The organism is Spirillospora sp. NPDC029432 (assembly GCF_040703975.1).
Lineage (GTDB): Bacteria > Actinomycetota > Actinomycetes > Streptosporangiales > Streptosporangiaceae > Spirillospora.
This window is the reverse complement of sequence record NZ_JBEZWH010000041.1, coordinates 55,278-68,622: the sequence shown is the minus strand read 5'-3', so window position 1 is coordinate 68,622 and position 13,345 is coordinate 55,278. Positions and strand designations below refer to the sequence as shown.

7 protein-coding genes are annotated in these 13,345 nt (G+C 75.5%); 4 read left to right on the top strand and 3 right to left on the bottom strand.

Going from position 1 to position 13,345, the window contains the following annotated elements:
* The 4 genes from AB0881_RS27540 to AB0881_RS27525 form a co-directional block, all read left to right on the top strand.
* On the top strand, positions 1-1,122 hold a 1,122-nt coding region (locus AB0881_RS27540; RefSeq protein WP_366621329.1), incomplete at its 5' end, for a LuxR C-terminal-related transcriptional regulator.
* Between the two features lie 612 nt (positions 1,123-1,734).
* Positions 1,735-2,352, top strand: coding sequence for a hypothetical protein (locus tag AB0881_RS27535; protein ID WP_366621327.1), 618 nt, complete (start codon positions 1,735-1,737; stop codon positions 2,350-2,352).
* A gap of 70 nt (positions 2,353-2,422) precedes the next feature.
* Complete coding sequence (locus AB0881_RS27530; RefSeq protein ID WP_366621326.1) at positions 2,423-4,480, top strand: flotillin family protein; 2,058 nt, start codon at positions 2,423-2,425, stop codon at positions 4,478-4,480.
* Positions 4,481-4,507: 27 nt separating this feature from the next.
* Positions 4,508-9,454, top strand: coding sequence for a DNA repair ATPase (locus tag AB0881_RS27525; RefSeq protein ID WP_366621324.1), 4,947 nt, complete (start codon positions 4,508-4,510; stop codon positions 9,452-9,454).
* A gap of 15 nt (positions 9,455-9,469) precedes the next feature.
* On the opposite strand, the gene AB0881_RS27520 is transcribed toward AB0881_RS27525, so the two are convergent.
* From AB0881_RS27520 to AB0881_RS27510, 3 genes are all read right to left on the bottom strand, one after another.
* Complete coding sequence (locus AB0881_RS27520) at positions 9,470-10,807, bottom strand: serine/threonine-protein kinase (RefSeq protein WP_366621322.1); 1,338 nt, start codon at positions 10,805-10,807, stop codon at positions 9,470-9,472.
* The gene (locus AB0881_RS27515; protein WP_366621320.1) at positions 10,794-12,851 is read right to left on the bottom strand and encodes a serine/threonine-protein kinase; all 2,058 of its coding nucleotides are present in this window, start codon (positions 12,849-12,851) and stop codon (positions 10,794-10,796) included. Before AB0881_RS27515 ends, AB0881_RS27520 begins: the two co-directional genes overlap by 14 nt.
* 126 nt (positions 12,852-12,977) lie before the next feature.
* A complete protein-coding gene (locus AB0881_RS27510; protein ID WP_366621318.1) occupies positions 12,978-13,196 on the bottom strand; it encodes a hypothetical protein in 219 nt (72 codons plus the stop codon).
* Positions 13,197-13,345 lie beyond the last annotated feature (149 nt).

Below are 13,345 nucleotides of genomic sequence, written 5' to 3'. Positions count from 1 at the left end.
GGCGGAGACAACCTCACCGGCTGGCCGAGCAGGCCGTCCAGCGACCACCTGAACGGCACCCTCGACGAGGTGGCCGTCTACCCGCGCGCGCTCGCGGCGGCGGCGTCCGGCCGGTTCCGGACGGCCGCCGAGCCGGCGGAGCAGGCCGTCCGGCACTCCGGCGCGGGCGCCACGGCCGGGCGGCTGGCCGCGTCCGCGCACCTCGCCCGCGCCTGGGCGTGCCTGGAGGCGTACGACCTCGCGGCGGTGCGGCGCGAGCTGGACCGCGCGGACCTGGCCGTACGGGACGCGTGCGAGGGCGCGGCCCGCCCGGCGGACCTCTGCCTCACCGCCCTGCACGCGATCGTCGCCGCGCGGGCCGAGCTGGCCGGGCCCGGCGCGGCGGCGGCCGGCCGGGCGCTGGACCGGGCCGCGGCCGCGCACCGGCTCGGGCCGCCGGCGTGGCTGGCGCGCCGCGTGTCGCTCGTCCAGGCCGAGGCCCTGCTGGTGCGCGGCGAGTACGGCGCGGCGGGAGCGGCGGCCCGGCGAGCCGGCGCGGGAGACGAGCCCGCCGCGAGCGTGGCGCTGGCGCGGGCGCGGCTGGGCGAGGGGGACCGGGCGGGCGCCGCGGGGCTCCTCCGCCCGCTGCTGGCCGTCCCGGCTTCGGTGCCGGCGGCGGCGCGCGTGGACGCCTGGCTGCTCGACGCGCGCCTGGCGTACGGCGGCGGCGACGTCTCGCGCGGGCGCCGCTCCCTGGACCACGCGCTCCGGCTGGGCGAGCGCGAGCTGATCAGGCTGCCGTTCGCGGCGGCCAGGGCGTGGCTCCGGCCGCTGCTGCGCCGCGATCCCGAACTGGCGGGCGCGCACCGGGCGTTCCTCGAACCGCTGGGCTGGGGGCCGGCCGGGCCCGCTCCCGCCGCCGCGGAAGGCGGCGGCGGCGCGGAGATCGTCGGCCGGCTCAGCGCCCGGGAGCTGGAGGTGCTGCGCCACCTCGCCGGGATGCTGACCACCGACGAGATCGCCCTGGAGATGAGCGTCTCGGCCAACACGGTCAAGACCCACCTCAAGAGCATCTACCGGAAGCTGGCCGTGACCAGGCGCGGCGACGCCGTCCGGCGCGCCCGCCGGCTCTCGCTCATCTAGCCGGGCGGCACCGCTCTCATCCCCGGCGGGTGATGCCGGCGGCGGCCGGCCGGTGTCTGGCTGATCACGTGGGGGATCCTGGTGGGCGGCATGACGCTCTGGCTGCGGCGCGCCGCGAAGGGCACGGACCGGACCGGTTCCGCGAGCGGGCCGCAGGGCGGATCCGGGACCGAATCGGCCGAATGAAAGCGCAGATGGGCGCCCTGAAACGGCGCCGCGCTATAACGAAATGGTCATCCAGCCCTTTCCAAAGGGCTGGAAGTACGCTAAGTTAACTATCGGTGTGCCGGGAAGTCTGGTCGGCGAGACAGGAGTGGTCCGTCGACCGGGAGGCACATACCGTGAGCCGATACGGCCCATCCCCACGCCCCGTATCCGTGGGCGATCATCCATGTATGCCCGCCGCCCTGCGCGCCTTCGTACGCGCGGCCGCCTTCCCTGATCAGGGAACCGCCGGGCATGCCGCGGCGGCGCGACGCCGGAGCTGAACCGACGCTCCGTCCCGGCTCGTCCCGGCTTTCCCCGCTTCTCGCCGATCAACGATCGCCGATCTCCGCCCGCCGGGCGGTGATCCGATGACGCCTGTCATCCTCACGGAAGCGTGCCATTCGCATGGGCGAATTCATTGATGTCGCACTGGGCTTTCCGACCGCGCTTTTCACCTTTCCGCTGATCGTCGTCGCCGGCTACTGGGTGCTGGTGGCGGTCGGCCTGGACGTCCTCGACGCCGATACAGGGGCCGGCGCCGGGGACGCCTTGGCCGCCGCCAGGCTGGGCGGCGCCCCCGTGATCGTGGCGCTGTCCTCGCTGGTCGTGGTCGCGTGGTTCGCGAGCCTGGCGGGCTCCGCGCTGGGCGTGCCCGGCGCGGTGACGCTGCCGGCGGCGCTCGCGGCGTCCTGGCTGGCCACGGCCGCTCTGGTGCGCGCGTTCCGCCGCTTCGTCCCGGCCGGGTGGGCCGGCGCGGGTGACTCGCGGCGCGACCTCGTGGGCCGGATGTGCGTCATCCGCACCGGCCGGGTCGGCGCGGACTTCGGGCAGGCCGAGGTCGCCGCGGACGACGGGACGTCCGCCCTGGTGCAGGTCAGGGTGCCGGACTCGGACCTGGCGGTGGCGGGCCGGGCCGAACCCGCCGCGCTCACCCTCGGCAGCCCCGCACTGATCTTCGACTACGACGCCGCCGGCGAGTTCTTCTGGGTCATGCCGTACGACGCGCCGCCCGACCCGGGCTGACCGCCCGCCGGACCTTCGCCTCGCAGACCCCGCGTTCCCTTTCCTCCCTTCTCACAGACAGGGATTCCACATGGATGCCATAACGATCGGCGCGGGCGTGGTGCTCGCCCTCGCGCTGCTGGTCGTCCTCGCGCTCGTGCTGATGGTGACCAGGCTGTTCCGCAAGGTCGAGCAGGGCCGCGCCCTGATCATCTCCAAGCTCCGGAAGGTGGACGTCACGTTCACCGGCGCGATCGTGCTGCCGGTGCTGCACAAGGCCGAGCAGATGGACATCTCGGTCAAGACCATCGAGATCGAGCGGACCGGCCGGGACGGGCTGATCTGCAAGGACAACATCCGCGCCGACATCCGCATCACGTTCTTCGTCCGCGTCAACAAGACCGCCGAGGACGTGAAGAAGGTGGCCGCCGCGATCGGCACGGCCCGCGCGAGCAGCCAGGAGACGCTGCAGGAGCTGTTCTCGGCCAAGTTCTCCGAGGCGCTCAAGACGGTCGGCAAGCAGCTGGACTTCGCCGACCTGTACACCCGGCGCAACGAGTTCCGGGACGCGATCATCCAGGTCATCGGCACCGACCTGAACGGCTACAGCCTGGAGGACGCGGCGATCGACTACCTGGAGCAGACGTCGCTGCTCTCGCTCGACAAGTCCAACATCCTGGACGCCCAGGGCATCCGGAAGATCACCGAGCTGACCGCGCTGGAGCACGTCCGGACCAACGAGCTGGCCCGCCACGAGGAGAAGGAGATCGCCCGGCAGGACGTCGAGGCGCGCGAGGCGATCCTGGAGCTGGAGCGCCGGCAGGCCGACGCGGAGCTGAAGCAGCAGCGCGAGGTCGAGACCGTGCGGGCCCGCGAGCAGGCCGAGATCGAGCGCGTCCAGGCCGAGGAGCGGCTGCGCGCGCAGACCGCGCACCTGCGCACCGACGAGGCGCTGGGCGTCCAGACCGAGAACCGGAACCGGGAGGTCGCGGTCGCCGCGAAGAACAAGGAGCGGGTCATCGCGATCGAGAGCGAGCGGATCGAGAAGGACCGGCTGCTGGAGGTCATCGCCCGCGAGCGCGCCACCGAGCTGACCCGCATCGAGGCCGACAAGGAGATCGAGGCCGAGCGGCGGGAGATCGCGAACGTGGTCCGGGAGCGGATCGCGGTCGAGCGCACGGTCGCCGAGCAGGAGGAGCACATCAAGCGGCTGCGCGTGGTCGAGGAGGCCGAGCGGACCCGCCAGGCCGTGATCATCCAGGCCGAGGCGGAGGCGCAGGAGAACCTGGTCAAGGACATCAAGGCCGCCGAGGCGGCCGAGGCCGCCGCCGCGCACAAGGCGCGCGAGGCGCTCGTGCTGGCCGAGGCGCGCGAGCGGACGGCCGAGCTGGACGCCCGCGCCAAGGTGCGGCTCGCCGAGGGGATCCAGGCGGAGACGGCCGCGGCCGGGCTCGCCGAGGTGCAGGTGCGCGAGCGCGGCGCCGAGGCGATCGAGAGGACCGGGCACGCCGAGGCCGCGGCGGCGCGGGAGCTGGCGCTGGCCGAGGCGGTCGCCGTACGGGAGAAGCTGAAGGCCGAGGCCGAGGGGCTCACCGAGAAGGCGGCGGCGATGGCCGCGCTGGACGACGCCACCCGCCAGCACGAGGAGTACCGGCTGCGGCTGGAGGCCGAGAAGGACGTCCGGATGGCCGGCATCGACGTCCAGCGGCAGGTCGCCGAGGCGCAGGCGGCGGTGCTCGCGGCCGGCCTGGAGGGGGCCGACATCAGCATCGTCGGCGGCGAGAGCGTGTTCTTCGACCGGCTCATGGGCGCGATCTCGCTCGGCAAGAGCGTCGACGGGTTCGTGAACAACTCGTCCACCGCGCGGGAGCTGGCCGGGCCGTGGCTGGACGGCACGCGCGCCTTCACCGACGACCTGGCGGGACTGCTCGGCTCGCTGGACACCGCGGGCGTCCGCGACCTGACGCTGTCCGCGCTGCTGCTGCGGCTCGCCAAGCAGGGCGGCCCGGACGCCGCCCGGATGCGGGAGCTGCTGGAGACCGCGCAGCGGCTCGGCGTGGCCGACATGCCGGTCGCCGAACTGGACGCGTCCGGCCACCCGTCCAGCCACGGCACCAACCACGCGTCCGCGAACCTCGCGTCCAACTGACCCGGCCGGACCGGAGGAGGACCACCGATGAGCGAGCCCACCCCCGAGACCGCGACCGCCGTGCCGCCGACCCAGGGCGGCGGGGGCGGGCTCGACCACGGCACGTACGAGGTGCTGCGCGCCCGCCTGGCCGGGCACGCCGCCGAGCTGGCGCGGCGCGCGGCGGAGCTGAACGCCCGGCGGCTGGAGGTGTTCGGCGGGACCGAGCCGCGCCTGCTCGGCACGGAGCGGATCCGTACCGGGGACGACCGCGTCCCGCGCGACATCGTGGCCGTCGGCGGCCTGCTGCTGTTCGGCCACAACGGCGCGGCCGGCGCGGGCGGCGGCGAGCCGGCGGGGGCCGGGGACGTCCTCGCGCTCCACCGCGTGACCCGCGGCGACGGCGACGGCGACGGCGGCGCCGTGTCGATCGTCCCGGCCGGGGACGCCGCGCTGCCCGGCCTGCTCGACGACGAGCGGTTCGGCCGCGACTTCGCCGAGATGTACCGCTACTACCGGCAGGCCCGCCTCCTGCGCCTCCGCCACGCGGACGGGCGGCTGCTCGCGGTCTTCCAGACGGGACCGCGCCTGGACGACGTGCGCGTCCTCCGCTGGGAGACCGGCCCCGGCGGCCCCGGCGGCACCGTCCGGTACCTGGACAACCGGGGCGAGCGCGACCACGCCCGGCCGCCGTCGCACGACTTCGCGTGGACGGAGACGACCCGCGCCGACCACGTTCCCGGCCGGCATCCGAAGATCTCCATCGGCGGCGAGGTGTTCGTGGACACCCTCGGCGGCACGCTCACGATCACGGCCGGGGACGCCGAGATCCACACCGAGCCGGTGGACGAGCCGCTGCAGAGCCTCGCCGACGCCGACGTGCACCACGCCCGCGTCGGCGCGCTGATCCTGCTGCGCGTCCGCCCGTACAACGAGACGGCGTGGCGGCACCTGGTGTTCAACACCCGCACCGGGACCGTGACCCGGCTGGACGGCATCGAGCGGGCGTGCCGGCGGCTGCCCGGCGACGCCGGGATCGTCTTCCCCGGCGGCTACTACCTGGACACGGGCGCCGCGAAGACGTTCGACACCGACGTGACCGGCCTGGAGTACGAGCGCGTCGTGCGGTCGCCCAACGGCGAGGACGTCCTGTACGTCTTCCGCGCGCCGGGCGACGGCCGGACGCTGCTGCTGCGCTACAACGTGATCCGCAAAGAGGTCGCGGCGCCGGTCGTGTGCCAGGGGCACGCGCTGTTCGAGGACGGCACGCTCGTGGTGCTGCGGGCGTCCGGTGGCGAGGCCGCGCGGGTGCATCCCGTCCAGGTGTGGGCGAGCCCGTTCATGTCGGACGCCCATGCCGCCGCCCGTCCCGCCGGCACCGGCCCGCTCGACCGCGTCGGCAACGCCGATCTCGTGCGCGGCATCTCCGACTGCCTGTCGGTCACCCGGATGGTCGAGGAGATGTCGGCGTCCGCCGCGGTCTTCGAGGCGCTCATCGCCGCCTGCGTCCGCGCGGCCGACTTCCACCACTGGCTCGGCGAGGACGAGCTGGGCGACCTGCTGGCGCCGCTGTCCGAGGTGCGGACGGCCGCCGAGCAGGTGCTCGCCGAGTACGAGAACGTCCAGGAGCTCACCCGCGAGGCCGCCGAGGCGGTCGACGCGGCGGACGGCGCGATCACGTCGCTGATCCGCCTCGGCGACGGTGAGGAGCCCGCGACCGCCGACGCCTGGATCGCCCGGCTCGCCGAGCTTCGCCGCGCCCAAGGGCACCTGGAGAGCCTGCGCGAGATGCGTTTCGCGGACGGCGCCCGGATCGACGCGCTCGCCGCCGCCCTCGCCGAGGAGCGGGACGCGACCGGCCACCGCGCGGTCGGCTTCCTCCGCGGCGACGGCGCGTTCGCCGGCTACCACGCCGAGATCGAGCGGCTGGGCGCCGAGGCCGCCGCGATCGGCACGGCCGCCGAGGCCGGACCCGTCGCCGGCCGGCTCACCGCCCAGACCGAGGGGCTGGAGATCGTCACCGAGGTCGTCGGCGGGCTCGACATCGCGGACGCGACCGTCCGTACCGAGATCCTGGAACGGGTCGGCGCGGCGCTCGGCGGCGTCAACCGGGCCCGCGCCGTCCTGGACGGGCGCCGCCGCGAGCTGCTGGACACCGAGGGGCGCGCCGCGTTCGCCGCCGAGTCCGCGCTGCTCGACCAGGCCGTCGCGGGCGCGCTGGCGCTGGCGGGCACGCCCGAGCGCTGCGACGAGCAGCTCGGAAGGCTGCTGCTGCGGCTGGAGGGGCTGGAGGCGCGGTTCGCCGAGTTCGACGACTTCCTCGCGCGGCTGGAGACGCGCCGCGCCGACGTGTACGAGGCGTTCTCCGCCCGCCGCCAGGCCCTCCTGGACGAGCGCGCCCGCCGCGCCGAACGCCTCGCCGGGTCCGCCGACCGCATCCTCGCCGGCGTCCGCCGCCGCGCCGCCGCGCTGGACTCGCTCGACGACGTCAACACCTACTTCGGCACCGACGCGATGGTGGAGCGGCTGCGCGCGGTCGCCGCCGAGCTGCGCGAGCTGGGCGACGTCGCCCGCGCCGAGGAGCTGGACGGCCGGCTCCGTGCCGCCCGCCAGGAGGCGGGCCGCGCGCTGCGCGACCGGCACGACCTGTACGACGGCGGCGGCGAGCTGATCCGGCTCGGCCGGCACCGGTTCACCGTCAACACCCGTCCCGCGGAGCTGACGCTCGTCCCGCACGAGGGCGCGCTCGCGTTCGCCGTGACGGGCACCGACTACCGGGTGCCCGTGCGCGACGCGGCATTCCTGGAGACGCGCCCGTTCTGGGACCAGCTCCTCGTCTCGGAGACGCCCGAGGTCTACCGGGCCGAGTACCTCGCCGCGACCCTGCTGCCCGGCGCCCCTTCCGGCGATCTCCTCGCGTACGTGCGGCACGCCGCCGGGGAGCGCTTCGACGAGGGGTACGAGCGGGGCGTCCACGACCACGACGCCGCCCTCATCCTGCGCGCGCTCCGCGACCTCTCCGCCGGCGCCGGCCTGCTGCGCTACCCGCCCGATGCCCGCGCCGCCGCCCAGCTCTACTGGACGCACGGCGCCGGCGACGCGGCCCGCGCGACCCTGGCCACGCGCGCTGTGTCCCTGGCCCGCGCCCGCGACACCTTCGGCGACCCGCATGCGGCGGACGAGCTGTGCGCCGAACTCGACACCGCCATCACCGCCTTCTGCGAGGCGCACGACATCCCCCGCCCCGCCGGCCTGGCGGGCGAGTACCTCTTCGAGGAACTGGCGTCCGGCACGCCCGGATTCGTCAGCGGCGGCCTCGCCCGCGCCCTCCTCGACGACTTCCACGGCGCACTAGGCGGCGGCCCAGATCTGGCCCGCGACCTCGCCGGCCTGACCGCGCTCCCGGACCGCTACCGGCTGGCGCGAACCTGGCTGGACGCCTACCGCCCCGGCGACCCCGACCAGCCGGAGGCGATCGCGACGCTGCTGTGCGACGCGCCCCGCCGCGACTCGTCCGCCGCCCTGACCGCCACCGTCGGCGGCCTCCTCGGCGCGCACCCCCGCCTTTCCGGGCGCGAGCTGCCCGTACGGCTGGACGAGACCCTGGCCCGGATACGGCGGTTCGAGGCGGAACGCGTCCCGGCGTACCGCGCGTACCAGCGGAGGCGCACCGAGCTGATCTCCACCGAGAAGGAGCGGCTCCGCCTGGACGAGCACCGCCCCGCCGTGCCCGCCTCGTTCGTCCGGAACGGCCTGCTCGACGAGGTCTACCTGCCGCTCATCGGCGACAACCTCGCCAAGCAGCTCGGCACCGCCGGCGGCGGCGCCGACCGGATGGGCCTGCTCCTGCTCATCTCACCGCCCGGCTACGGCAAGACGACGCTGATGGAGTACGTCGCCGACCGGCTCGGCCTGCTGCTCGTCAAGGTCGACGGCCCGGCCCTGGGCCACGGCGTCACGTCCCTCGACCCCGCCGAGGCGCCGGACGCCACCGCCCGCCAGGAGGTCGAGAAGATCAACATGGCGCTGGAGCTCGGCTCCGACGTCCTCCTCTACCTGGACGACATCCAGCACACCTCGCCCGAGCTGCTCCAGAAGTTCATCCCGCTCTGCGACGCCCAGCGCCGCATGGACGGCGTCCGGGACGGCGAGCCGCGCTCGTACGACCTGCGCGGCAAGCGGTTCGCGGTCTGCATGGCGGGCAACCCGTACACCGAGTCGGGCGCCCGCTTCCGGCTCCCCGACATGCTCGCCAACCGCGCCGACGTGTGGAACCTCGGCGACGTCCTGTCCGGCCGGGACGACCTCTTCGCGCTCAGCTACATCGAGAACGCGCTCACGTCCAACCCCGTCCTGGCGCCGCTGTCCGCCCGCGACCGCGCCGACGTCGAGCTGCTCGTACGGCTGGCCGAGGGCGACGGCACCGTCCGGCCCGACCGGCTCGCGCACCCGTACACGCGGGTGGAGCTGGACGAGATCCTCGCCGTGCTGCGCAACCTGCTCCGCGCGCGCGACACCGTCCTCGCCGTCAACCGCGCCTACATCGCCTCGGCCGCGCGGTCCGACGCCGCCCGGACCGAGCCGCCGTTCCGCCTCCAGGGCTCGTACCGGAACCTCAACAGGATCGCCGCCCGGCTGCTGCCCGTCCTCACCGCCGCCGAGCTGGAGGGCATCATCGACGACCACTACGCGGGCGAGGCCCAGACCCTCACCTCGGACGCCGAGGCCAACCTCCTCAAGCTGGCCGAGATCCGCGGCCGGCTGACGCCCGCCCAGGCCGCCCGCTGGTCCGAGATCAAGGCCGCGCACGCCCGCACGGTCGCCCTCGGCGGCCCCGCAGCCGACCCCGTCACCCGCACCGTCGGCGCCCTCGGCCTCCTCGCCGACCGCGTCACCTCCGTCGAGACCGCCATCCACCAGGCCACCACCCGCCTGACCCAGACCGCCCCCAACGGCCACCACCCGCCACCCGGCCCGGGTGCGCGGATCGAGTGACACCCGACGGCGGGGTCAGTGGGTGCCGTCGTAGTCGCCAATGCTGGGGCGGCCTCGGGCGCTGCTCATGCCGCTCGCGGCGCCGAAGCCGTCGACCAGCACCCGCCATCTGACCTCGCCGGGAGGGAACTTGTAGCGCAGGCGCCACTTGGTCTGCCGGGGCAGCGCGGGGATCTGGACGACCTGGCGCCACGGCAGCCGCACGTTCCGCAGGGTCGTGTCGCGGCCGTTCACCGTGTACGTCATCGACGTGAGCCGGACGTCGCCGGTCACGTAGAACTCCAGCGTGCGGGTGCTCGGACGGGACGTCCGGACGGTCTGGGACGGGGCCGCCGAGGGCGGGGCGCCCGCCGCGTCCGGACCGGGGGAGGGCCAGGCGATGATCGCGCCGCCGGCGCCGAGGGCCAGCGTGATCGCCGCGGCGGCGGCCGCGGGGAGCGGCGGGGGACGGCGGAGGCGGCGGGCGCGGGGCGGCGGCGGGTTCTCGGCCTCGGCGGCGCGCCTGCGGATCTCGGCGGTGACCTGGGATGGGAGCCAGCCGGGCGATGGGGGCGCGGCGAGGTGTTCGGCCAGTTCCTCGGCGGACGGGCGGCGCGCGGGATCGCGGTCCATGCAGGACGCGACGAGCGCGCGGAGTTCCTCGTCGGCGATCCGGCCCAGGCGCGGCGCACCGGACTCGATGCGGAACATCTTCGCGTGCCACGGCCCCTCGCCGAACGGCTCCGCGCCGGTGCACGCGTACGCCAGCGTCGACCCGAACGAGAAGACGTCGGCCGGCGGGCCGGCCGGGGCGCCCGCCACCTGCTCCGGCGCCATGAACCCGGGCGAGCCCGCCCGGTCGCCCGGACGGGTGATCGTGGCGGCGTCGAGCGCGCGGGCGATCCCGAAGTCGATCACGCGCGGGCCGTCGGCGGTCAGCAGCACGTTCGCCGGTTTCAGATCGCGGTGCACGATCCCGGCCCGGTGGATCGCGCGCAGCGCCTCGGCGATCCCGGCGGCCAGCGTCCGCGCCGCGGCGGGCGGCAGCGCGCCCCCGTCCCGGACCGCCTCGTCCAGCGGCACCGCCGCCAGGAACTCGCTCGCCAGCCAGGGCACCGCGGCGTCCGGATCGGCGTCCAGGACCGCCGCGGTGAAGCCACCGCCGACCGTGCGGGCGGCGGCGGCCTCGCGCCGGAAGCGCTCCCGGAACTCCGCGTCCGCCGCCAGCTCGGCGTGCACCAGCTTGATCGCCACCGCCCGGCCGCCGGGCGAGCGGCCGAAGTAGACCGTCCCCATGCCGCCGGAGCCGATCCGGGCCAGGACCCGGTAGCGGTCCCCGATGGTGCGCGGGTCGGCGGGCTCAAGGGGCCGCATGGCCGCCTCCGTTCGCGGCCGGCGGGGCGAGGGCGTGGACGTGCCCGTCCCGGGTGGCGGTGAACGCGAGCCCGCCGATGCCGACCGGCCCGGACGTGAGCGTCATGTCCGCGCCGTACCTCCACAGGATCCGGCCGGTCGCCGCGTCGAGGGCGTAGACGTTCCGGTCGGTGCAGCCCACGTAGAGGGTGCCGCCGGACAGGCCGAGGGCGTTGCCGCGGCCGTAGTCCGCGCCCTCGCCGGTGCCGACCCGGCGGGTCCAGGCGACCTCCCCGGTGGCGGCGCGGAGGGCGAGGAGGTGGCCGCCGCCCGCGTCGGTGAACACCAGGCCGCCGCCCACCTGGAGGAGGAAGCCCTGCCCGGCCCCGGGACGCCGCCAGGCGGCCCTCCCGTCGGCGGCGCGGATCGCGTGCACCGTGGACCGCCTGTCGGCGACGAGGAACAGGCCGTGGCCGAAGTGCGGATGGCGCCCTTCGTCGATCTCGTACGTCCACTTCTCGCGGCCGGTGCCCGCGTCCAGGCCGGTCACCTTCGCGCCGATCGCCGCGACGACGCCGCCGCCCGCCGCGATGCCCTCCTCGGCGGCCGCGTCCGCCGTCCAGCGGAGCCGCCCGTCGTCCAGCCCCAGCGCCCTGACCTGCTTCTTCCGGTAGTTGCCGATGCAGGCGACCCGCCCGGTGACGGCCGGGCCCGGCATCGGGAAGTTCCCGAACGGCGCGGAGAACGTCCAGCGCGCCTTCCCGGTCGCGGGCCGTACGGCGTGCAGGTCCAGGTCCTCGTCGACGAGGTAGGCGGTGTCCCCGGCGACCTTGGACATTCCGGAGGCGGGCCGCTTCCACAGCACCTTGCCCGTACGCGGGTCCAGCGCGTGGAAGGTCTCGTCGTCGGTCCGCGCCAGCAGGACGCCACCGGCGGCGTAGAGGTCCGGGTAGTAGTCGCCGACCTTCACCTTCCAGCGGGGGACGGCGCGGGGCGGCGGTGTCGCGGGCGAGGTCCGGCGGGCCGCGGGTCTCCCTCTCTTGCCCGGGTCCCGGCCGGTGCCCCAGAGGAACGCGCCCGCTCCGCCGGTCGCCAGGGCGCCCGCGCCGATCCCGGCGATGACCGTCCGGCGCGGGAGGCGCCGTGCCGGGGCCTCGGGCGGGTCCGCGGCCGGCGGGTCCGGTACGGGACGGTCCGTCCGCGCGTCGACGTCCGCCGCGACCGGCGGGGACAGCCATCCCGTCCCCTGCAAGGACAGGCCGCCGGTGCCGCCGAGCCGGTCCAGCACCTCGGCGGGCGAGGGGCGCCGTTCGGGCTCGCGCCGCAGGCACGCCTCGATCAGGCCGCGCAGCCCCTCGTCGGCCACACCGTCCAGATCCGCCTGGACGTTCATCACCCGGTACAGCCGGGACCGCGCCGGGCCCTTGCCGAACGGCTCCGTACCGGACGCGGCGTACGCGAGCACCGCGCCGAGCGTGAAGACGTCGCTGGGCGGGCCGACGTCGCCGCCGGTCACCTGCTCCGGCGACATGAATCCGGGCGTTCCGATGGGCGCTCCGGCCCGGGTGACGGCGGTGGCGTCCGCGGGCCGCGCGATCCCGAAGTCGATCACCCGGGGGCCGCCGGCGGTCAGCAGCACGTTCCCCGGTTTCAGGTCGCGGTGCACCACGCCCGCGGCGTGCACGGCCGCCAGCGCCTCGGCGAGCCCGGCGCCGAGGGCGCGCACCGCGTCCGGCGGCATCGGGCCGTGCGCGGCGACCGCCTCGCGCAGCGTCGGCCCGGGCAGGTACGCGGTGGCCAGCCAGGGCTCGGCGGCGTCCGGGTCGGCGTCCAGCACCGGCGCGGTGAACACGCCGGTGACCTTGCGGGCGGCGGCGACCTCGCGCCGGAAGCGGGCGCGGTAGCGGGCGTCGCCGCCGAAGCCGGTACGGATGACCTTGACCGCGACCGTGCGGCCGCCGCGCGACCGCCCCAGGTAGACCACGCCCATGCCGCCCGCGCCGAGGCGGGCCAGCACCTGGTAGGAACCGATACGTTCGGGATCGCCCGCCTTGAGCGGCTCCACCCAGCCTCCACTCCGCGGATATCACCGCTCACGAAGCGTGTCCTGGGGAAGGAGACTAGAAGGTCCGCACCGTCCCGGGTAGTCCTTTGTCTGCCCTGCCCGCGCTTCGCGGGCCCTGCTCCCGGCTCACGTCTCGTCGTCGTCGTCGGGCGGGCGCGGCTCGGCGCCCAGCACGGTGTCGTCGAGCTCGTCGTCGGACGGCACGTCGACCAGCGGGCGGCCTTCCGTGTGGCCGAATTCGGCTCCCGCGTGCGGGCCTCCGCCGCCGCTCGTTCCGGTGCCGCCGATCAGCCCGGCGGTGTCGGCGTCGGCGTCCTCGCGCGAGACCTCCCGGGGCGCGCGCACCCCGGGTCTCCGGTTCCGGAACCTCGGATCCTCGGGGTGCTCCGCGAGCTCTTCGGCGACTTCGCGTGCATGCTTCTCATTTCGGCTCATATCGGACCCCCTACCCCGGCCCGGAACCGATATCCACCCTGTGACCTGCGGCTCCGGCC

Excerpts from the sequence above, each read along its gene's own strand:
- AB0881_RS27535 (WP_366621327.1), top strand. The coding sequence starts at position 1,735 with ATGGGCGAATTCATTGATGTCGCACTGGGCTTTCCGACCGCGCTTTTC.
- AB0881_RS27530 (WP_366621326.1), top strand. The coding sequence starts at position 2,423 with ATGGATGCCATAACGATCGGCGCGGGCGTGGTGCTCGCCCTCGCGCTG.
- AB0881_RS27525 (WP_366621324.1), top strand. The coding sequence starts at position 4,508 with ATGAGCGAGCCCACCCCCGAGACCGCGACCGCCGTGCCGCCGACCCAG.
- AB0881_RS27520 (WP_366621322.1), bottom strand. The coding sequence starts at position 10,807 with ATGCGGCCCCTTGAGCCCGCCGACCCGCGCACCATCGGGGACCGCTAC.